Annotated in this window: 17 protein-coding genes and 1 pseudogene; 10 read left to right on the forward strand and 8 right to left on the reverse strand. The window is 46.2% G+C overall.

Annotated features, from left to right (window positions below; all coding sequences use genetic code 11):
• Positions 1 to 30 precede the first annotated feature (30 nt).
• Both EZE20_RS15035 and EZE20_RS15040 read left to right on the forward strand, forming a co-directional pair.
• On the forward strand, positions 31 to 888 hold the full coding sequence (locus EZE20_RS15035; RefSeq protein WP_132119108.1) for a DUF2911 domain-containing protein: 858 nt from the start codon (positions 31 to 33) through the stop codon (positions 886 to 888).
• A 32-nt stretch (positions 889 to 920) separates the two neighbouring features.
• Positions 921 to 2048 (forward strand): WD40/YVTN/BNR-like repeat-containing protein, encoded by a 1128-nt coding sequence (locus EZE20_RS15040; RefSeq protein ID WP_228713775.1) that lies wholly within the window; start codon positions 921 to 923, stop codon positions 2046 to 2048.
• 67 nt (positions 2049 to 2115) lie between these two features.
• Here the strand turns inward: EZE20_RS15040 and EZE20_RS15045 are convergent, their stop codons facing one another.
• A complete protein-coding gene (locus EZE20_RS15045; RefSeq protein WP_132119499.1) occupies positions 2116 to 3123 on the reverse strand; it encodes a YpdA family putative bacillithiol disulfide reductase in 1008 nt (335 codons plus the stop codon).
• Between the two features lie 98 nt (positions 3124 to 3221).
• Here EZE20_RS15045 and EZE20_RS15050 point away from each other — a divergent pair, with 98 nt between their 5' ends.
• Together EZE20_RS15050 and EZE20_RS15055 are read left to right on the forward strand one after the other, a co-directional pair.
• Entirely contained in the window at positions 3222 to 4286 is a 1065-nt protein-coding gene (locus EZE20_RS15050; RefSeq protein WP_228713777.1) for an aminodeoxychorismate synthase component I, read from the forward strand.
• The gene (locus tag EZE20_RS15055; protein WP_132119110.1) at positions 4228 to 4839 is read left to right on the forward strand and encodes an aminotransferase class IV; all 612 of its coding nucleotides are present in this window, start codon (positions 4228 to 4230) and stop codon (positions 4837 to 4839) included. The genes EZE20_RS15050 and EZE20_RS15055 overlap by 59 nt, the downstream gene beginning before the upstream one ends.
• Positions 4840 to 4893: 54 nt before the next feature.
• Here EZE20_RS15055 and EZE20_RS15060 read toward each other — a convergent pair whose 3' ends face one another.
• Positions 4894 to 8559, reverse strand: coding sequence for an SdrD B-like domain-containing protein (locus EZE20_RS15060; protein WP_132119112.1), 3666 nt, complete (start codon positions 8557 to 8559; stop codon positions 4894 to 4896).
• A 126-nt stretch (positions 8560 to 8685) separates the two neighbouring features.
• On the reverse strand, positions 8686 to 9234 hold the full coding sequence (locus EZE20_RS15065; RefSeq protein ID WP_132119114.1) for an IS1 family transposase: 549 nt from the start codon (positions 9232 to 9234) through the stop codon (positions 8686 to 8688).
• Between the two features lie 142 nt (positions 9235 to 9376).
• Between EZE20_RS15065 and priA the strand changes: the two genes are divergently transcribed.
• The gene (gene priA, locus EZE20_RS15070) at positions 9377 to 11893 is read left to right on the forward strand and encodes a replication restart helicase PriA (protein ID WP_132119116.1); all 2517 of its coding nucleotides are present in this window, start codon (positions 9377 to 9379) and stop codon (positions 11891 to 11893) included.
• Positions 11894 to 12046: 153 nt separating this feature from the next.
• Positions 12047 to 13483 carry a pyruvate kinase gene (gene pyk / locus EZE20_RS15075; protein WP_132119118.1) on the forward strand — a complete coding sequence of 479 codons (1437 nt, stop codon included), beginning with the start codon at positions 12047 to 12049 and terminating at the stop codon, positions 13481 to 13483.
• A 71-nt stretch (positions 13484 to 13554) separates the two neighbouring features.
• Here pyk and EZE20_RS15080 read toward each other — a convergent pair whose 3' ends face one another.
• The 4 genes from EZE20_RS15080 to EZE20_RS15095 form a co-directional block, all read right to left on the reverse strand.
• Positions 13555 to 14064 carry a hypothetical protein gene (locus EZE20_RS15080; protein ID WP_132119120.1) on the reverse strand — a complete coding sequence of 170 codons (510 nt, stop codon included), beginning with the start codon at positions 14062 to 14064 and terminating at the stop codon, positions 13555 to 13557.
• A gap of 316 nt (positions 14065 to 14380) precedes the next feature.
• Positions 14381 to 15994, reverse strand: coding sequence for an acyl-CoA carboxylase subunit beta (locus EZE20_RS15085; RefSeq protein ID WP_132119122.1), 1614 nt, complete (start codon positions 15992 to 15994; stop codon positions 14381 to 14383).
• Between the two features lie 135 nt (positions 15995 to 16129).
• The gene (locus tag EZE20_RS15090; RefSeq protein WP_132119124.1) at positions 16130 to 17101 is read right to left on the reverse strand and encodes an MlaD family protein; all 972 of its coding nucleotides are present in this window, start codon (positions 17099 to 17101) and stop codon (positions 16130 to 16132) included.
• A 53-nt stretch (positions 17102 to 17154) separates the two neighbouring features.
• Positions 17155 to 17952 (reverse strand): N-acetylmuramoyl-L-alanine amidase family protein, encoded by a 798-nt coding sequence (locus EZE20_RS15095; protein WP_132119126.1) that lies wholly within the window; start codon positions 17950 to 17952, stop codon positions 17155 to 17157.
• A gap of 76 nt (positions 17953 to 18028) precedes the next feature.
• Here EZE20_RS15095 and EZE20_RS15100 point away from each other — a divergent pair, with 76 nt between their 5' ends.
• The 4 genes and pseudogenes from EZE20_RS15100 to EZE20_RS24640 form a co-directional block, all read left to right on the forward strand.
• Positions 18029 to 20881 carry a putative LPS assembly protein LptD gene (locus EZE20_RS15100; RefSeq protein ID WP_132119128.1) on the forward strand — a complete coding sequence of 951 codons (2853 nt, stop codon included), beginning with the start codon at positions 18029 to 18031 and terminating at the stop codon, positions 20879 to 20881.
• A 49-nt stretch (positions 20882 to 20930) separates the two neighbouring features.
• Complete coding sequence (locus tag EZE20_RS15105; protein WP_132119130.1) at positions 20931 to 21212, forward strand: nucleotidyltransferase family protein; 282 nt, start codon at positions 20931 to 20933, stop codon at positions 21210 to 21212.
• Complete coding sequence (locus tag EZE20_RS15110) at positions 21212 to 21562, forward strand: HepT-like ribonuclease domain-containing protein (RefSeq protein WP_132119503.1); 351 nt, start codon at positions 21212 to 21214, stop codon at positions 21560 to 21562. Before EZE20_RS15105 ends, EZE20_RS15110 begins: the two co-directional genes overlap by 1 nt.
• Positions 21563 to 21836: 274 nt before the next feature.
• Positions 21837 to 22016 (forward strand): annotated as a pseudogene (locus tag EZE20_RS24640) (hypothetical protein); the annotation flags it as partial.
• Between the two features lie 109 nt (positions 22017 to 22125).
• Here EZE20_RS24640 and EZE20_RS15120 read toward each other — a convergent pair.
• Entirely contained in the window at positions 22126 to 22530 is a 405-nt protein-coding gene (locus tag EZE20_RS15120; protein WP_132119132.1) for a DUF1573 domain-containing protein, read from the reverse strand.
• Positions 22531 to 22547 lie beyond the last annotated feature (17 nt).

Genomic DNA, 22547 nt, shown 5'->3' on the forward strand with positions numbered 1-22547 from the left:
CTGTAAATCAAATCTATCCTGTACAAACCTATGTTAAAAACAATCCTCAAACCTGCCGGACTTTTGCTGGCCGCTGGTCTTTTTACACTTTCAACACAGGCACAAATTGCCACCCCGCAAGCAAGCCCTGCGGCTACGATAAGTCAGGCCGTTGGCCTTGGAAAAGTTTCGGTAGAATACAGCCGTCCGTCATTGAAAGGCCGAAAAATGTTTGGTGCTCAGGTACCATATGGTAAAGTGTGGCGCACGGGTGCCAACAAAGTCACCAACCTGATTTTGTCAGAAGACATGCTTGTGAATGGGCAAAAAGTGGCCGCTGGCACGTACGGTCTTTTCACCATTCCTACGGCTACAACCTGGACGATTATCATCAGCAAAGATGCCAACATTTGGGGCGCTTATGAATACAAAGCCGAAAACGACGTGATGCGGTTTGACGTAAAAGCTCAGAAACTTGCAAAAAGTCAGGAGCATTTAACCATCGAGTTTACGGAATTCACTCCTGCTGAAACCAACGTTGTAATTAGCTGGGAAAATGTTGCGGTGAAGTTTCTGATTAAAAATGATCCTGATGCAAAAATTATGGCCGAAATAGAAAAGAAAATGGCGGAGTCCGATATTTCTGCGGCTACCTACTCAGCTGCTGCCAACTACTATTTTGACACAAACCGTGATCTGAACAAGGCGCTTACCTGGGCAACCAAGGTAGTAGAACAGGATCAGAAATACTGGACGTATTTTCTGAAAGCAAAAATTGCGGCCAAAGTTGGACAGTGCGATGTAGCCACTGATGCCGCTACCAAAGGTCTTGCTATGGCCAAGGAAGCAGGTGATGATGCGTATATTCTGAATAATCAGAAAGTACTTACTCAGTGTAAAGGCAAGTAAAAAGAAGTCCATCTCTCCAAACCGGAATTTTCATGTCCTGCAAAAATTGTACAAAACTGCTCACCGTCCTGACCCTGTTTGTAGTCCTGCTGCTTCATAAAGCCAGCCCTGTATCGGCCCAATGGAAGGTCATTAACCTGGAAACCAAAGCGAATTTCAGAGCGGTTCATGCGCCAAAATCCCGCGTGTGCTGGATTGGTGGAAGCGGTGGCACCGTGCTGCGAACGCAGGATGGCGGCAATGTATGGGACATTATGAACGTTCATGGGGCCGATTCACTTGACTTTCGGGACATTCATGCCTTTGACGAATCTACGGCCATAGCCATGAGTGCGGGTATGGCACAGGAGGGTAAAGCCAAAATCTACCGTACCGAAAATGGCGGCGATTCGTGGCAGTTGGTCTACCAAACTACGCAGGCGGGCGTGTTTCTGGACGGTCTTGATTTTTGGGATAAAACGCAGGGAATTTGTTTTGGTGATCCGGTTGACGGTCGATTTTTCGTTTTGTTAACCGATGATGGCGGCCGCAGTTGGCAGGAACTACCGATGGCTCAGCGCCCCGCTGCCCTGGATCAGGAAGCAGCCTTTGCGGCAAGCGGAACGTCGTTGATTGCCGTTGGGAAGAGTCAGGCATTTATCGTTACTGGCGGCGGTCAAAAAGCCCGGGTTCTACGTTCCGAAGATCGGGGCCGTAGCTGGCAGGCATCCGAAACACCATTACCTGCCGGCCCGACGAGCGGTTTGTTCGGGGTGCGATTCTGGTCTAAAAAACGGGGAATTGCCGTTGGCGGAAACTATCAGGAAACTGCCGATGCTGCACCCAATGTATTGCTGACCAAGGACGGCGGCGTCAGTTGGAAACTGAGCGGAGCAACTTCTCCCGCCGGACTCAAAGAAGCCGTTGGATTATACCATTCAGAATTTTTCAACTACGGCGGCGATAGGCGGTCAACCGCAAACCATCGCTATGCGTTGGTTGCCGTTGGGCCTTCGGGAAGCGGATTCTCAACTGATTTTGGGAAAACATGGACGACTATTTCCAAAGAACCCTTCCATGCAGTAAGCTTTGCCGGGCCCGATGGCTTTGCGGTAGGAGGCAAGGGATTGGTAGCGACTTTTACCAAAATCCCTAAAAAGCGCAAGAAATTTACGCGTTGATTTGGTTCTCAAATAGCATAAGTACTACACAGGAGTCGTCTCAAAAACTGGGACGACTCCTGTTTTTTTAAATCCTTTCAATCAATTCTTTTACCTTCCGCACCGTGCGGCCGGCAAGGTGGTCGGCAATGGCGGCGGCGTGCTCGCGCCCGTTTTCAATAAATACTTTTTCGGTAAAAATTCCCGCCATCACCGTTCCGCATACGTACAATCCGGGCACATTGGTTTCAAACGTTTCGCGGTCGTAGGAAGGCACGTTACTAACCGGGTCCAGGGTTACGCCGCATCGCTGTAATAAGGTAGCATCGGGAATATAGCCGACCAGTAAAAAAACAAAATCGGCGGTGAGCGTTTCCTGCTCACCTGTTTCAAGATTTTCAATAACCACATGATCCGGCCCGATGGAACGGGCAATGCTGCTGAATCGGGTTTTGATTTTCCCTTCCTTTACCCGATTTTTTACGTCAGGAATCAGCCAGTATTTTACTGTTTGCCGGAAGTCCGGCTCTTTATGGACGAGCGTAATATTCACATCGTGGCGATACAGTTCCAGGGCCGCCTCAACGGCCGAATTGGAGCCACCCACAATCACTACGTTAGTGTAGGAATATTTGAAAGGCTCGTCGTAGTAATGCGACACATGAGGCAATTCTTCTCCCGGAATGTTTAGCAACCTGGGCACATCAAAATAGCCCGTAGCGAGTACCACGTTTTTTGCCTGATAAGTCTCTCCGGTAGGTGTATAGACCAAAAAAGTACCGTCTTCCTGCTTTTCAGCACGATCGACCGTTACGAAAAGTTTAAAATTCAGATGAAAATATCCGGCTACTTTGCGGTAATATTGCAGCGCTTCATCACGATTGGCCTTTACGCCCGAAATAGGAAACGGAATTCCGCCGATTTCAATGTTTTCAGCCGTAGAAAAAAAGCGCATCCGCTTTGGGTAGCGGCGAATGGATTCTGTAATGCTTCCCTTTTCAAGAATGAGATGATCCAGTCCGTTGCGGGCTGCTTCTATGGCCATAGCAAGGCCGCAAGGGCCTCCACCGATGATTAGTACGTCGTAGCAATGCATGAGTAATAGTCTAAAAATACACTTATGCAACACGCCCCCCAATCGAATGGTTTCTGAACTTTGGCGCAAATCAAACTGTTTTACAGGCATTCTATCAAATGATGGTTCAGTTGAAAGCTTCTGCGCAAGATTCCCAAAATACCTTTGTTTCGTCCCTCAATTCGTGGGGGCAACAGAAGATTCCGTTCGTTTTCATCATGGACTATCTGGGCCAAAAACCACAGGCATGGCGCCTGGATGAAGCTGATCCGGCAGTTCTGTGTTTCAACTTTAATGGATTTAGTAATGATTCGTCAGCGGACCTGACACTTTCTTTGCCAGACTATTTTTTTGAAGCTTATCCGCTTACGTTTGAAGAGTACAAGAAACGCTTTGACTATGTAATTGACAACATTCGGCGGGGTAATTCTTTTCTGGTCAATTTGTCGGCACCTACGCCAATTGCCACCAATTTATCTTTACCGGATATTTATCAGTTGAGTCACGCTCCCTTTCGGTTTTGGCTGAAAGATCAGTTTGTTTGTTTTTCGCCGGAGTTGTTTATAAGAATTGACGGAAAGAAGATTTCCTCATTTCCGATGAAGGGCACGATACAGGCAGATGTGCCCAATGCTCCCGAATTGATTTTGGCTGATGCCAAAGAAGCCGCCGAACACGCTACCATCGTGGATTTGATCCGAAACGACCTCAGCATGGTGGCCCAAAAAGTTTGGGTAGAGCGCTACCGCTATCTGGATCGGATTCAGACCAATCAGAATGCGTTGTGGCAGGTAAGCTCAGAAGTAGCCGGACTTCTACCTGATGAGTTTGACGGTACTTTTGGGGATATTTTACTTCAATTACTGCCCGCAGGCTCTATTAGTGGCGCACCCAAGCCCTCTACCATGAAGATTATTTCCGAAGCAGAAGGCTATGAACGTGGCTATTATACCGGAATTATGGGCTATTTTGATGGTACCGTCTTTGAAAGTGCCGTCATGATTCGGTACATTGAGCAGCAGCCCGGCGGGCTGATTTTTAAAAGTGGCGGCGGCATTACGGCCCAAAGCCGCGTTGAACCCGAATATCAGGAATTATTGGATAAAGTTTACCTGCCTTTTTCTTATGCCCCATCTCCCGCTCTGCATAGAGACTATTTGTGTAAAAAATCGCCAATGGTCTGACTTATTACCCTGGCATCAGGCGCGTATGAACCGCACCCGGGCGGAAATTTGGGGAGAAAAGCAAGCTATTTTTTTGACTGATTTTCTCCCAATTCCTGAGGAGCTGAGTGTCGACACCCATAAGTGCCGAATTATCTATGGATCTCAGATTTTGCGGGCAGAATGGGAAAAATACGAACGACGCCCTATTAAAAGTATCCGGGTTGTGGAAGATAATTCCATTAATTATTCCTATAAATATCAGGATAGAGAATCCCTCCAAAGTTTGTTTGAAAAACGGAGCAGCTGCGATGATGTGCTGATCGTAAAAAATGGATGTATTACCGATACATCCTACGCCAACGTGGCGTTTTTCGATGGTTCCATTTGGCAAACTCCACATGTGCCACTTTTGCCCGGCACGCGGCGAGCCGATTTATTGGACAAAGGAATTATTGAGACAGCTGCTATTACGATACCTGACCTCAGTCGCTATTCGCACATCCGATTACTAAATGCCATGATGGACTGGGACGAAAGTCCACTACTGCCTATTCAGGCTTTACAGTACTAAAAAAAGCCGATCCTGAACAAGAATCGGCTTTTTTACTTTATTATTTATAAAACTCTACTTCGTTCTTTTTTGAATTGAAACAGGAACACAAAGGACGTTACAGGCGCAGTCAGCAGGCTGCAAAGTAACATGCAGATCCATGAAACAATCTGAATCTGTAAACAGCCGAACGGTGTAAAGCGTTGGTTGGGCCGGACTTGTTAAACCTGCCCGAACGATGCCATTGGCCGGAACCTCACTTGCGGTAGCATAGGTCGCAGTGCCCGTATAAGTTGCGCCCTGTACGAGGTCATAGCGCTCGTTGGAAACATCTTCAAGAACAATATATCCATCGGCCTGAGGTACGCTTCCCAGGCAGGTCGATGGATAAGCTACCAACTTTGCCGTACTCAGGATGGCAACGAACTGAAATTGTATCGTGGCTGTATCAGGGCATCCGTTTTCATTCTGAGCAATTAATTTATAGACAGCATTCTGTGTAATTGTCTGGTTTTCTGAGGGTAGGACCTCTCCACCCAAACTATCTTTGTACCATACTGGATTCAACAGGGTTTGATACTTTGGAATATATTCTGCCATATTTACCTGCTTTGGTGAACATAACACCACGACACTATCAGCAAGTAGCAAGGCCGGGTTTCGGGTAATCTGCATTGAATCATAACTGAAACAAATACCTTCCCGTAGTTTTACCCAATAGGTTCCGTTTACGTTCAGGCCACTTACCGTATTTGCAATGGGATCAATACTTAGGGCGGATGGATTTGAAAAACCGGTATACCATTCCTGTCCTTTGTTAATGGGAGGTGCCTGTACCGAAGAAACGGGTTCGCAAATGGAAATAAATGGGAGTGGCAACTGCGGCGGAAACAATTCTTCTATGACAATTGCTGTATCCTCTCTCGCTATACATCCCTGCGCTGACGTAACTGACAGCACGTAGGTACCGGGCGCCGTTGCTGACGCAATAGAGTCGTTGCTGGTAAATCCGTTCGGTCCGGTCCAGGTATAGGTTGAATTAGGCAATGAAGACTGTCCGGTAAGTTGTACAATCCTTTGGGTACAGGTCAGCGTGTCATTTACGGTCGCCACTGCTACCGGAATTGGATTTACCGTAGCACTTCCCGTATCGGTTCCGAGTAAGGTAGTATCTGCTGAGAGCAAGAGCGCACAAACCAGAAAGCGGGCAGAGTCTCCGGTGGTATTGAGGGGGAAAATAACATTGGGAAGTGAGGCCAATCCGGTTGCATCGGGCTTAACTTTACCCAATACAGTACCGCCATTTATTTTTTCATCCTGAGTCATCGGCGGCGTAGTGTACCATACAAACATAACGCTGTCGGTAGGCTGTACGCTTCCTACCTGTGCCAGCAGAACCGTTGGCTCGCCGGAACAAACCGTAATTGAATCAGTAATCAACGTCAGATCAGATTCAACCCCAAATCCAAAATCATAGGCGTGGTCATTCTCGCCCATATCTCCGGTAGTGAGGGATATTTTTACATAGGCTTCATCAGCCGACATAGCCGCTAATTTTCCGTTGGGGGTAGATGGCACCGGGCTATTTAGAATAAGCTCTCCATCTGAGTCGGACATTGGATTGCCTACATTTTTCGGCCCGGGAGTCAGGCTATTAAAAACGACTGTATCCTGAGCAAGGTTGATGCGAAGTTCGTAAGCATACTTATATTTTAATCCACCGGGAACGTTGTCTTTTGTAAAATAATATTCACCATCTTTATCGGTGGTAGTAGATGCCAGCAGCGCACCGGAATTTACCATATCGTGTAGAGTTACTACAATTCCCGGAATCCCAGGCTCACCCGCGTCCTGTATTCCGTTCATGTTTTTATCCATCCAAACCCGATTTCCAATCTCTATCGGTGCAGCGCTACAAGCAAGAACGAGGTCGCCTAATCCGGCTGCTTTGCCAAAAGTACCAGCATACCGATAGTCGTAGACGACAAACTCCCGGGTAACCTGTCCGGCATTTTCGCCCATATTTTTATAGGCCTGCCAACCCGAAGATTCGTAAATATCATTATCAGGCGAGCTGATTGGGTCCATAACAGTTGAGATAACTTCTCCACTTCCGGGTAAATAAACCAATGCCCCCATGTTTACTTCTCCGTGAGCCACTTTTCCATAAAAAACCCAATCATCCCCACAGTAATACTCACCTCCTCCGGGTCCTTCGCCATTTCCTTCGCCACATCCAGTCAAATCGCCGGCTTTGCCATTATTTTCTATTTCATACATGCCATCTTCTTTGAGGGCAGCACGCATTAAATCTCCTCCGCTAAACCCAGTGTAGGTAGCACTTCCATCATGATTATAATTTTCTTTTCCAGACTGATGACCAAACCGGTCCATGATACCGAGGATCATATCTCCATTAACATCAAATTCAATATCAGAAAGGATCGGTTGGGGATTGAGTGCAAAGTGAGGAGGGCTATTGCAAGGCTCAGGGTACATATCATCCCATGCGCTCCAATAATGTCTGATACATCCATCTGTAAAGTCTGGTGATCCCCTTCTGAATGTCAGTGGGAATGACAAAACCTCAGTAAATACCGGATTGATTTCATTGGGGTTAAACTTAAAAACAGAAGCGCTTAGTGCGGAGCTATCCCGATTTGTTTCTCCGGAGCATACCGTCCCTACATAAATATCACCCCGGTACATTTTCATTCCCCAGGGCCGGAAATCCCCCGGCTCAGCGCAGTTATTCGGAATGGTATACGAACGTACGCTGTCCTGTGCAGGAGTTTGCAAGTCAGGGCCTACATAAATGCTATATATTTTTCGATCTTTAAGATTGGTAAAGAAAAGCCGTTCGCCATTCAGACTCATGGTTAAGGCACCCAAACTCAGTTTTCCGATTTCCCCAATTGTGGCACTATCCAGGCTAGGGTCCAGCATACTGGCAGATAAACCTGAATGCGGATCTTCGCCAGTATCAATACCAAGCGTTTTCAGATCTACGTAGGGTTGCGTAACCTTCGTCTCCATATCCGTCAGATACAGCCCTCCTGTACCCAAAGGTCCAAAACCTGTATGACGTTTGAGAATAGCAGCCGTGATGAACTTTTTTGCTTTTTTATGATAAATAATACCCCAAACGGAACCTACATCTTTGTTCTTCCCCATATCAACTGGCGGGAAATTAGCATCTCCCGGAATACCGGAAGCGTTGTATGGAAACATAATCAGGGCAACTCCTTCGCCTGAACTCCCTCCGCCCATAGGATCTCCATTTACGAAACAGGAAGTAATCATGTTTGGCGAGCGGGTATCGCAATATTCATCAGGATATACTATGCCAAGGTGAGCTTTTGCGGATGGAGCGGTTAAAAATTGAAGCGTGGTGTGACTTTGTGGGCCTTTTGGACCTGTAAAGTAAGCTTTCCCAAGCGAGGTGAACATAATTTTTACCGATGTACCCGCCGGAATTTGGGCAGCGCTGAATGAGAACTGACCATCTTTATCGGTAGTAGTGATAATAGAGGTTGCACCCGGGCCTACCAGTGCCTCCACCTGAACACCGGCAACGCCGGGTTCTTCGGGATCCTGTGAGGTTTGAATACCGTTTCCGTCAAAATCCCGGTAAACTTTTCCGCTAATCTGTCCAAAGGTGGTTTGGCTCCCTATCATTAAGGCAACTCCCAAAATCCATCTTAGGCTTGTGTGTAGTGATTGTAAGTAAAATGTATTCATTTTATTAACGTATGTGTAGCGTAGAGGGTATTATGTCCGTGATGAATTAAAAACCTTTACACTTTGATGTAGTATTTGATAAACATGTAATGCTCTTTAAATAAATCTTTTTACCTTCCCTTCCTTTTATGATACTTTTCTAGTTGGTCTAGGTCTACTGTTGATTCGCTGGGCATCAGGTACAATATTGTCAAACGCCTCTCCTAAGTGACTTTTAAAAAGAGCACTTTTCCTGTGCTTGATGGGAATGGAATTCCAAAATCTCTGCGCTCCTTCGGGGGTTAATGAATCAATGTGGTAAGAAATTACCTCGTCCGTTTTTCGCTCAATTGCCACCCATATCCATTGCCCTTCTTCTTCTCCCCGAATTACCTGTAATTCGATTTGATATGATTCATCCGGCACTTCTGTCGGTACTCTTGTATCATGTACTTCTTTTGCCAATTTCAAAACCCACGGGAGACTAACTCCAATGATTCGGCTGACTGCACGAAACGAAATTTTCTCTTCAATCATCCTGATTGACAATTCTTTGTCGCGTGCGCTCACAAGCTTTTGCTCCGGATTTTCCACAAAATTTCGCCCACATTCTTTGCAATAAAAATTCTGTTTCTGATTATGAATGTGTCCGTTCTTTTTTATTTGTCCTGATCCACACCGGGGGCAAATTTCCATAAAACGCTTCTGGTTTTTACATAAGCTGAAATTCTACTCACATTTTCAAAGAGTGATTAGTTAAAGGCAATTTCCTTGCCAATTTTTGCTTATTGACTCATTCAAAAGTTCGTACCTTGCGCAAGAATCAGAAATAGTGAAAATGAATCCTACATTCATCCAAGATTCCCTACCCTTTGAGGAAGAAGCCACAGTCTTTGCAGATTTGATTCTTCCGGTACCTGTCCCCCGCCTTTTTACATATCGAATTCCGCGTGTACTTAGTGGTCTTGTCAAAATTGGTGCCAGAGTTATCGTTCAGTTTGGAAAAAACCGGGTCATTACGGCTATCATTGCCAAGCTGCATACTTCTCCGCCTTCGGGGTATCAGGCCAAATATATCATGGAGCTTTTGGATGAAGAGCCTTTGGTAATGCCTTCACAGATCGAATTATTCCGCTGGATGTCAGAATATTACCTCTGCACTATTGGAGAAGTCATGAATGTAGCACTCCCCTCAGGGCTAAAAATCACGAGTCAGTCGAAGGTTCAATACAACCCCGATTTTGCGTACGATCAACTTCTGACCGAGCAGGAAAATATTTTGCTGGAAGAGATAAAAAAACATCAGGCGTTGTCTTACGACGAAATCGGCCGACTCGTGGAGCAGGCCAATGTTCCGGCCCTGATCAAATCGTTGGTAGGTAAGCGGGCGGTCATTTTATTTGAACAGGTAAAGGAGCGGTATAAACCGAAAGTTGTGCGTAAAGTGCGGCTAACTGCTGCCTATGAGCACGACGAAGCTCTGCTGAATTTATTGAAAAATTTGGAGAAGCAGCCCAAACAGCAGGAGGTTGTCATGCGGTATTTGAGTTATATTCCGGTGCAGAATAACCCGGCACTGAATCAGAAAGGACTGGAAAAGTCCGTTTTTGCACAAGAAGGCGAGCGACTCGATTCTTCGCTGAAAACGTTGATCAAAAATCAGGTTTTCGAACAATTTGAGTTTACAGTTTCGCGCTTTGCGGATCTGCCCAACAGCCCGGCTGCGGAAGTCAACCTCAGCGTATCGCAGCAGAAAGCTTCCCGACAAATTCAGGATCATTTTCAGGATAAAGAAGTTGTGCTCCTGCACGGCATCACGGGCAGCGGCAAAACGGAGGTTTACATTCATTTGATAAAACAAGCGCTCGAAAGTGGAACGCAGGTGCTTTTTTTACTTCCCGAAATTGCCCTCACGACCCAAATTGTGGTACGGCTTAGGAAAGTCTTTGGAGATGAGATGGGAATTTATCACTCTAAATTTTCGGACAATGAGCGTGTGGAAGTCTGGAAGGGTATCATTGAAGGCAAGTTTAGATTTGTGGTTGGCGTACGATCAGCCATATTTTTACCCTTTACTGATCTCGGGCTAATCATCGTGGACGAAGAACACGAAACCTCCTACAAACAGTACGACCCGGCCCCCCGCTATCACGCCCGTGATGTTGCGGTGGTGATGGCTTATATGCATCATGCCAAGGTAGTTTTGGGCTCAGCAACTCCTTCACTTGAAAGTTATTTTCATGCCCAAAGTGTTCGCTACGGACTGGTTGAAATGTTTGAGCGCTACGGCGCAGCCGCACTTCCTGAGTTCATTCTGATTGATACAAAGCTGGAAAAGAAGCAGCGCAAAATGAAAAATGAATTTTCGTCCGTACTGCTTGACTACATGGAGCATAACCTCAAACACAGCGAGCAAACAATTCTTTTTCAAAATCGCCGGGGCTATTCACCGTATATTCAATGTGACGAATGCAGCTGGATTGCTCATTGTCCAAATTGTGACGTAAGTCTGACGTATCATTTGAAGGCTGCCGAGATGCGCTGCCACTACTGCGGCCACAAAGAACCCGTGCCCCGCACCTGTCCAAACTGTGGCTCTCCGAAAGTAAAAACGATGGGATTTGGAACTGAAAAAATTGAGGACGAACTGCACCTGATTTTTCCGGAGGCCCGGGTTCAACGAATGGACATGGATACTACGCGCGCCAAAAATGCGTATCAGCAAATCATTCAGGATTTTGAAAATGAACAGATAGACATTCTGGTTGGTACCCAAATGATCAGTAAAGGCCTGGACTTTGATAAAGTGAGCGTTGTCGGTATTTTTGACGCCGACCGCATGATCCATTTTCCAGAGTTCAGAGCTTCTGAGCGGGCTTTTCAGATGATCACGCAGGTAAGCGGACGTGCCGGACGCCGCGCTGGCAAACCTGGAAAAGTACTGATTCAGACGCATAATCCACATCAGGAGCTCCTGCGGTGGGTTATAGAAAATGATTATCGACGCATGTATGACACCGAAATCGTGGAGCGTGAGCAGTATGGATACCCTCCTTTCACACGTCTGATTAAGCTGATTGTCAAGCATGCCGAGCGAGATGTATCGCAGCGGGCTGCACAGGCTCTTGCCCAAAAACTTCTGGACGAATTGGGCCAAAGCCGCATCCTTGGGCCGGAGCCGCCGCTCGTCGAACGAGTCCGAAATCAGTTTTTGTTTGAAGTTCTGATTAAACTTGAAAGAGAAAAGATTAATTTTAAGGCCGCAAAGACGTTCATTCAGGAAAAAGTAACGGATATTTTGACCGATAAAACCCTGAAAAACGTGCAAATCGTCGTCGACGTTGATTGTATGTAACGAATGCTTTGCTCGCTTTTTGATAGATTGAGTAATTGAATGTATGCGTATATTTTTTGTTCTCCATCCATCCCTTTACTATTCTGTCGCCACCGGGACAGCCCCCGCCGGGGCAACCCTTCACTAATTCAAAACTGATTCATTATCTCATCTATGTCTTCCAAAAAAACCAAAATTGTTGCAACCGTTGGGCCAACTTCTGAAAGTAAAGAACAGCTTCTTGCCCTGGCCAAAGCTGGTGTAAATGTATTTCGTCTCAACTTTTCACACGGCACCCATGCCGACCACCTCGAGCGCCTCCTGAAAATTCGGGAAATTAATGAAGAATATGGCATGAATCTTTGCATTCTTCAGGATCTTCAGGGACCAAAAATTCGTATTGGCAATGTGGCCGAAAAAGACGGCGTTCTTATTTCTGCCGGACAAAAACTGGTCCTGACCAATGTGGAAGTACTTGGCACTGCTGAGCGTGTCAGTACGCCTTACGACGGAATGTATAACGATGTAAAAGTAGGCGACCGTATTTTGATGGACGACGGTAAACTTGAAGTAAAAGTGACCGGAATTGACGCAAGTGATGTGGTGACAGAAGTAGTTTATGGCGGATTTCTAAAATCCAAAAAAGGCGTAAACCTACCAAACACGCAGGTATCGATGCCATCTGTTACTCCCAAAGACTATGAAGATCTGGACTTTGGCCTTGAAAATGACGTGGAATGGATCGCACTTTCGTTTGTGCGCCGTGCTTCTGATATTGAAGAAGTAAAGGAATATATCAAGTCTAAGGGTAAGGACACACGGGTAATTGCTAAAATCGAAAAACCCGAAGCGATCGATAACATCGACTCAATCATTGCTGCAACCGACGGAGTGATGGTGGCTCGTGGCGACCTGGGAGTAGAGCTCCCCGCCGAAGAAGTACCGATGATTCAGAAGATGATTGTTGAGAAATGCAATAAGGCCGGAAAGCCCGTAATTGTCGCCACTCAAATGTTGGAAAGCATGATTGAAAGCCCTCGCCCTACGCGGGCTGAGGTAAACGACGTAGCCAATTCTGTACTGGATGGTGCCGATGCCGTGATGTTGAGTGCCGAAACGGCTTCCGGGAAGTACCCGATTCTGGCCGTTGAAAACATGACCAAAACCATTGAGCAGGTAGAAAAAACGGGCAACGTATATTTTAAATATCATGCCTTTGTCAACGAAGGTCCCGGTCCTGATAAGCTGAATGATAACGTGGTTATGAGCGCTTGCCGCCTTGCCCGTGATACACAGGCCAAAGCTATCATCGGAATTACCCGTTCGGGCTATACTTCTTTCAGATTGTCGCATCACCGCCCCAAAGCAAATCTTTTGATTTTTACTTCCAATCGCAGGCTCATGAATACTTTGGGTATGTATTGGGGCACAAAGGTGTTTTACTACGAAGGTCAGGAAAATGTATCAACTGATGAACTAATTGATGATATCAAACACCTGATGATTCAAAAAGGCGAGCTTGAAAAAGGGGATGTGTTTATCAACACGTTGAGCATGCCACTCTCGCGGCACCGCAAAACTAATTCCCTGAAATTGAGCATTGTAGAGTAAATACTCTTTAAAGAAAAAAGCTCCGAAACGTTAATAAATTAACATTTCGGAGCTTTTTTTATACAAAAATCTTAGTCAATTTTTGGGGGCTGAACAGATTTTCCGCTCTTATCAAAATACATTTCTTTTCCTCCTACCTGCGTAGAATAAAAGGTTTGATTTCCTACCTTTACCTCATACGGATAGTTGGCCTCCTGACCTTTCAACGAACTTCTAACCGAAGCCGGAAGGGCATTCATCTCAATACCTCTGCGCATTTCCTGTTCCTTACCTTGCAAGTCATACCGAATAGAAACGTCGCGTCCATCCTGCTGAAAAGAAGTGCGGTACCCAGCGTTGTTTCGTTCCCACTTTGCATCAGAAACAGAAGAATACGTTTGACCGAATGAGGTTCGCAAACCTTGCGGAACCTGATCAAATGTCGTACTTGAATAATCCCGACCCACATTCATATTCTGTGACTGTGTCTGTGTTGGACTTTGAGTCGGATTTGTTGTCGGACTCTGCGTCGGACTTGTTGTTTGAGCACTTACGCCCAGGCCAGCAACTACAAAAGCTGCTATCAAAATTGTCTTTTTCATACCTGAAAGAAATTTTAATTTAAAAACTAAACAGGAACGTTTACCCTCCACTACACATGCCAACTCCACTTGTTCTGAAAAGCTCTTTGAGCCTGATTCTGAACCTTCTATCCTCACCAATCTACTTCACATGAGGGAAGATGCTTTTGTTAATAGAGCCCGTTCCATACATCAGAAAAATTAAAACATCATACCAGGTATGGTTTTGGGATATTTAGACCCCAAGTGTAACCAAAAATTGCTTTTTTGAGAAGCAATCGAAGAATTTACCACAGGCAAAAAATCCCCACGTATAAAAAGTTTTGAATAACCATCTTTATACCTGAATTGCTCCTACATTAAACTGTTTGGTAATTGGTGCCTGATTGGCCGCAGCTATTCCGGTAGAGATGATCCGGCGGGTTTCTCGTGGGTCAATGACACCATCGACCCACAATCGGGCCGCGGCGTAGTAGGGTGAAAGCTGTTGGTTGTAGCGGTCGGTTATTTCTTTCAATAGCTCCTGTTCTGCTTCTTCTGTAATCTGCTCACCCTTTGCTTTCAAAGAAGCGGTTTCAATTTGCACCAGTGTTTTAGCGGCAGAAGCCCCACTCATGACGGCCATTTGAGCAGTGGGCCAGGCATATATCAGCCGGGGGTCGTACGCCTTGCCACACATGGCGTAGTTGCCGGCACCGTAGGAGTTGCCTACTATAAACGTAAATTTTGGCACAACTGAGTTGGCTACCGCATTAACCATCTTGGCGCCATCTTTAATAATACCTCCCTGCTCAGCCCGGCTGCCCACCATAAAACCCGTTACATCCTGAAAAAACACCAAAGGAATTTTTTTCTGGTTGCAATTCATGATGAATCGTGCTGCTTTGTCGGCTGACTCTCCATAAATAACCCCACCCATTTGCATTTCACCTTTGCCCGATTTGACCATTTTTCGCTGATTGGCCACAATCCCTACGGCCCAGCCATCTACCCGCGCATAGGTACACAGGAGCGTTCTTCCGTAGTCAAGTTTATATTCATCCATACTGTCAGCATCCACGATACATGCCAGCAACTGCTGCATATCGTAAGGCTTGAACCGATCCGCAGGTAAAATTTCCAGCAATTCATCTGGCTGACGTCCGGGGTCGCGGGCTTCTGCACGGTTAAATCCGGCTTTATCGGGCTCACCCAATTTATCTATTGACCGCCGAATGGCATCAAGACAACTGCGATCGTCCGGATATTTGTTATCAGTCACCCCCGAAATTTCGCAGTGCATGCGGGCGCCGCCCAGCGTTTCGGCATCGACCTCCTCACCTACCGACGATTTGACCAAATAAGGACCCGCCAGAAAAACAGAGCCCGTTCCCTCCACAATCAGGGCTTCGTCGGACATAATAGGCAGATATGCGCCCCCCGCCACACAACTGCCCATGATTGCGGCAATTTGCGGAATGCCGAGAGCCGACATTTGCGCATTGTTCCGAAAAATGCGTCCAAAGTGTTCTTTATCGGCAAAAACTTCGGCCTGCAAGGGAAGATACACACCCGCAGAATCTACCAGATAAATAGTAGGCAGGCGGTTTTCTAAGGCAATTTCCTGCGCTCTCAGATTCTTTTTGGCCGTAATCGGAAACCACGCTCCGGCTTTGACGGTCGCGTCGTTGGCCACTATCATGCACAACCGCCCCGCTACACGACCAATGCCAGCGACCACGCCCCCCGACGGGCATCCGCCCTCGGCAGCATACATTTCGTCGCCCGCAAAAGCACCGATTTCCAGAAAACCTGTGGGAGAGTCGAGCAGATAATTTATTCGCTCACGCGCGGTTAGTTTGCCTTTGCGGTGTTGACTTTCGATTTTTTTTATGCCACCGCCTAGCAGCACGGTAGCAAAACGCTGATGAAGGTCCAGCAGTAAATTTTTCAGCGATTCAGTATTTGTCATAAAGTAAGTAACGATGAAGTGTAGCTTGAATATAATGGCTTATACCCAAAAATAAAAAGTCGTCCGCACCATGGCAAACGACTTTTTAACAGAAAATAATGGATTCGAGAGGAAAAGTGCTACTCCTGTGAGTAGCTATTTCTTAAATTCCAGCGTAGTATCAATTGGAGATTCGGCGGGGCCTTTATCTTTTTTACCAAACACCGACACATTTACGTAACGTTTGGGATGCTCCCGAAAATTCGCCAGCAATTGATTGAGGCTAATCAGCGAGTAATTCAGATTGTTGTATAGCTGATCATCGTTGATGAGTTTCCCGGCTGTCCCCTGCCCTGTATTGACGGTTTGCAGTAACTGTTGCAGTTGCCCAACCATCTGATTGGCCCCGGCTACGGTTTCTCCCAAACGCAGCGCATTTAGTGAATCGGCGAAGGTTCCTGCTTTGGTCAGCAGCGGTTTTATTTCTTTTTCGGTTTCAACCAAAGAAGTCGAAAGCTTACTGAGATTGGCCGTCAGCGTAGCCAGACTTTTTTGATTTTGTTCGAGCGTACCCCGAAGTGCCAGACCGGTTTGGTCATAATTGCGAAGTACCTGATTAAGAATCTCGCCCGTTTCTTTGAAACCAGTTGTTACAGCATTAAGCGACCTAACCAATGAATCAGCATGCGTAAGCACAGGCAGCGCTTTCTCTTGCAGTAGTGCCGAAATCCCTGCTTCTTTGGTTGCTACGAGTGTATCACCTTCCTCCAAAATAGCGCCGGTTGGACTTATTTCGAGGCGAATAATTTTACCTCCCAGCAAACCGCCATCGGCAAGTACTGCACTGCTTTGCTGTCGCAGGACTATGCTCTTTTGAATATCAAGTGCCACGAGCAATTGATTATTTCTATCTTGCAAAATCCTGATAGCTTGTACTCTTCCAACGGATAAACCATTGAGCAATACGGGATTAGACGACGTAAGACCATCTACATTGTCATAAACAACGTAATAGGTATAGGTACGGGAAAAAAGGTCGGAACCTTTGAGGAAATTAAAGCCAAAGTAGAGCATGGCAATTGTAACCATGGATAATATTCCAACTTTCAGCTCTCGGGAAATTTTCATGAAATGTAGTCCGTAGGGTAATAAAATCTATTTTCGTTACGAAAATACGGTCATTATCGTTCCATCTCTCTACGGTATTGTTTAAATGCGCCAAAAACCGCCTCCGCTACTTCATCCTGTCCTTTTGTTGAATTCAGGTAGCCTTCTTCGGTAGGATTACTCAAAAAACCTGTTTCTACCAATACGCTCGGCATCGTTGTCCGCCACAGAACAATAAACCCGGCTTGTTTTACGCCCCGGCTTCTGCGTTGAGAAATTGATTTGAACTGCCGCTCCACATGATCGGCAAAACGAAGACTGCTTGATAAAAACGCACTTTGATAATTGGCCAGCATGATATGCGCAAGCGGGGAAGTAGGGTCAAATCCTTTGTATTTTTCCTGGTAATCTTTTTCTTTTAAAATAACCGAATTCTCTCTTTTAGCTACTTCCAGATTTCCCTCTGTTTTATGAAGCCCCATTACGTAGGTTTCGGTACCGAGGGCCTTGCTGGAACCTGGGCTGGAATTGCAGTGAATGGAAATGAACAAATCGGCTTTGTTGCGATTGGCAAAAGCTGAGCGCTCGTCAAGTTCTACAAATACATCGGACGTACGGGTGTAAAGTACTCGTACGTCAGGCATTTCTTCCTTAATTTTTTTACCCAACGCCAACGCTATTTTCAGCGTCGTGCGCGACTCCCGGGCTACACGGCCACGCGTACCGCTGTCGTGCCCTCCATGACCAGCGTCAATTACGACCACATCCACTTTGTTCGGGTCGTTCTCCAACGGGGGTTCATTTCGAAAAGCAAATGCCAGACTCAGTACCAAACACCCCGCTGCACCTACGATTTTAAGAACTTTTAACATTATTTTTTGGTTCGTGCGTTACTCCTTAGTGGTTTCTCCACTAATTTTGACATCCTAATTTGCAAAAATACTCTATTTGTTACAACTGAAAAATATACGGTTTAGTATATGGCTGTGTTTGTGGGTTTTCCTGCTTACTGAACCTGTCTTTGCTCAGCAACAATCGGGCCGGAGCGGCAGCCTGTTTCGTAAAGATAAAAAAACGGATGCGAAAACGCCCGCCGATACGGCTGTGGTGCCGCGATTGGCTTTGCCAACAGATACTCTTCCGGCTACTGACACGACGGGCATTCGTAGAAGTGGCCTGCGCGTAACTACCGACTCCACTACGACAGATTCGCTGTCTAGTACAAGTGACCTCCAATCGACGGTAGAATACCACTCCGAAGACTCAACGATTACGGATGTAGAAAAACGGCAGGTGCATTTGTACGGCGATGCTGAGGTAAAATATGGTACTATCCAGCTTAAAGCCGCCTATATCCGAATTGACTGGACAACCAACGAGATTTTTGCCGAAGGCCGCTATGACTCCACTGCCAAAAAAACCATAGGCGAACCCATTTTTCAGGATGGCCCTGAAAGCTACAATACCCGTGAACTACGCTACAACTATAAAACCAAGAAAGGATTCATCCGGGGGGTCGTCACGCAGCAGGGCGAGGGTAATATCCGGGGAGATAAAGTCAAGAAAGACGACGAAGGCAATCTCTACATTCGCGGTTCTATTTACACCACCTGTAATCTGACACACCCGCATTTTTTTATCAATGCGCCAAAAATCAAACTGATTGACAACAAGCAGGTAGTTTCGGGACCGTTCAATCTCGTCATTGCCGATGTGCCTTTGCCCGTAGGTTTGCCGTTTGGTTTTTTCCCTTTTCCCAAGAAAAAAGAAACGGGCACTTCGGGTATTCTGTTTCCGGCCTACGGCGAAGAACCCAACGGTCGGGGTTTCTTTTTGCGGGATGGCGGCTACTATTTTGCCGTTAGTGAATACTTCAACGCCAGCGTCACCGGGCAGATCTACTCCACCGGAAGCTGGGGTTTGGGCGTAAGCTCGGTGTATACCAAGCGCTACCGCTACAACGGAAATGTGGCCCTGCGCTTCAATAGAAACCGTTCCGGCGACGAGCTCGACAAGCTCCTGAACCGTCCGGGCCGAAACGATTTCAGCGTGATTTGGTCGCACTCACCCGTTCCGCGGGGAAATTCCAATTTTTCGGCCAATGTAAACGTGACGAGCAATAGCTTCAATCAGTTTAATGCACTCGACAATCAGCGCTATATTTCAAACGTCGCCAGTTCGTCGGTGCAGTACAACCGTACCTTTGGGCAGTACGCACGGGCCGGGGCGAGTCTCCGGGTCAATCAAAACTTTGGGCAGGTCAATACAGCTAGCGGGCGGCGGGAAAATGGCAAAACGGATGTTTCGACGCAGTTTAACTTTGGTATCAATCAAATTGCGCCCTTTGCCCTTAACGGCGGCCGGGGTCGGTGGTACGAGAGTTTCCGTCTTGGTCTCGATTTTAACGGAAATTACAGCGTCAACAACTCACTCTCGGCCATTGATACGTCTTTCTCGCGCCTGGGCTTTGTGGTTGTGAACGCCATTGATACCTCGCGCGTGGGTGGCGAAACCATTCTGCCATTTGACCTCAACAACCTCCCGGCTTTGCTGCGCGATGCGCAGTTTACGGGCCGATATTCGCTGCCGATTTCGTTGCCAAACTTCAAACTGCTGCGCTTCGTCAATTTTACCCCAAGCCTTTCGTTGCAGGGCGAGGTTTTTACCAAACAATACAATTACCGCTATTTGGGTGATAATCGGGTGCAGATTGATACGCTGAACAAAGTAGGCTCCGAATATAGCTATTCGTTTGGTGCGGGCATGAACACCCGTTTTTACGGAACGTTTCAGATTCAGGGGAAACGACTCGAAGCCATTCGCCACACCGTAATTCCGTCTATTTCGTTTAGCTATACGCCTGATTTTTCGGGAGATAATTTTGGGTTTTATCAGCGAATTCAAATCAATGAACTGGGCGATTCACGCTTTTTGTCGCGCTACCGAGGCATTGGCAACAGCTTTACGTCGAGCGACGGGCGCGCTTCGGGAGTTATTTCATATAGTCTAAATAACTCTTTTGAAATGAAGCTGCGGTCCAAAAGCGATACTGCCAATCAGCAATTTGAAAAAGTTTCGCTGCTGGACAACCTGAGTTTTGGCGGTAGCTACAACCTCATGGCTGACTCACTGAATCTCTCCAACATTTCGATCAACGCCAATGCGCGCGTGGGGCAAAACCTGAACATGAACTTCAACATGACGCTCGATCCATATGCCTACATTGCCGATCCACGCAGTGCGAGCAATACGGCTGGTCTCAAAATCAATGAGTTTGCCATCAGTCGCGGGCAGGGACTGGCACGGCTGCAAAACATGAACGTTGCGCTGAGTACGAGTTTTAACCCAAAAAAGAAAAGTACTGAACAAACCACCAAGCCTGCCAACACCACCGCCACGGAAGAACAACTCGAATTTATTGACCGCAATCCCGATCTGTATGTAGATTTTAATATTCCCTGGAATATCTCCCTCAATTACAACTTCGGACTCAGCCGATTTGGTTTACAAAAAGCCTCCCTCATCCAAACCGTTAGCGCCACCGGTGACCTGAGCCTGACGCCCAAGTGGAAAATCAGCTTGAATACCGGTTTTGACTTTGTAGCCCTGAGCCCTTCCATCACCACGGTGTCGCTCTACCGCGACCTGCACTGCTGGGACATGTCCTTCAACTGGACACCCTTTGCCGGCAGTCAGTTTCGGGCAAGCAACTACTCCTTCACGCTCAAAGCGAAATCCTCCATTTTACAGGATCTCAAACTCACCCGCCGCCGCTCTTTCTACGATCAAAGCGGGTTTTGAGGTAGGGTAAAGCAGACGAAAATAAAAAAATAATGTGCTATTTTTGAGTATGATAACATCTCAACAACAAAAGCTCATCTGCGATGTGGTAGCCAAACTAAACCCGAAAATGGTTGGGGTTTTTGGTTCGTATGCCCGAAATGAGCAAAAAGCTGGCAGTGACCTCGACTTGCTTATTGAATTTGACACAAGAGTAAATCTTTTGGATCTAATTGGCCTGGAACAGGAACTGACCGAGCTATTAAAAATTAAAGTAGACCTGATTACCCGGCGATCCGTGAGCGAACGATTGTTGCCATACATTCAAAAAGATCTAATTCAAATTCTTTGATGGAGAAAAACCCGGTACTTTATCTTCAACATATACTTGAATGTATCACTAAAATCAAACAATATACAGTCGGATTTGATGAACCAGGCTTTTTGGAAAATAGCCTGGTTCAGGATGCAGTAATCCGAAATTTTGAGATAATTGGTGAGGCAACCAAACATCTTGATTCAGATTTCAGATTGAAATATCCAAAAATCGAATGGAAAAAAATCGCTGGAATGAGAGATAAGTTAATTCACGATTATATTGGCGTTGACTTGTGGGCTGTTTGGGCAGTCATTGAGGATATCCTTCCTGAGCTGGAAAAGCAAATCAATTACATAATTGAAACTGAAAATAATAAATCCTAATTGCAACAGGATCTCAAACTCACCCGCCGCCGCTCTTTCTACGATCAAAGCGGGTTTTGAGGTAGGGTAAATCAATTAGTATAATTTATTGATTTTGAATCTATTAAATTCTTTGATGGAGAAAACCCGGTACTTTATCTTCAACATATACCGGATTTGATGAACTAAGGTTCTCCTTTCATGACGCTAATTGCTACGCTACGTCTTAACCAGAATCTTCCGTAGGACAGAATTCTGAAAGTTACTCACCTCAGCTGTTTTATATGAAAAAGCAGCTTTTGAGGTAGGTAATGTAGAAGATGAAAATTGGATTTATTTTTCATGGAAAATTTACATCAACCGTGAACTGACTACCCGCATTCTGGAACTTGGCGATGATGCCGTTGTAGTGGAACCGGAATCACTGCGTAAAAGAATTTTAGAAGTTTTGAGAAATGCAATCGAACAGTATTAGCGACGTTACTTCAATCAGGCTGATAGCTATCCCCTCACAAAAAAAGCGCTTCCCTGTACCGAACAGGAAAGCGCCTTAGTATTTTTTGGTCAGTACCTTATCTGACTACTTATTTCTGAGTAGAAGGCTTGGCCGCCGCTTCTTTGGTCACAACCTCCCCTTTCAAAAAGAGCGTCAGGCTTGGCGACTCGGCGTTGCTAAACACCGTGATAGATTTATTGAAAGCTCCCATAGCGGCAGCGTTGTAAGTCGCTTTGATGGTGCCGGTCTGCTTGGGCAACACGGGCGCTTTGGTATATTCGGGAGTCGTACAGCCGCAGGAAGCGCTCACGTTGGAAATCACGATTGGCTGCGTGCCGGTGTTTGTGAAGGTAAACTCCGTAGTAACAGGCTTGCCTTGTGCGATTTTACCAAAGTTGTGCGTCTCTTCTTTGAACTTCATGACGCCTTTCTGAGCAAAGCTCACAGAAGCGACTGACAACAGGATTACTAATACAGAAAAAATCTTTTTCATGATACTCTCGAAATTTA

Source organism: Arundinibacter roseus (assembly GCF_004348825.1).
Taxonomy (GTDB): Bacteria; Bacteroidota; Bacteroidia; order Cytophagales; family Spirosomataceae; genus Arundinibacter; species Arundinibacter roseus.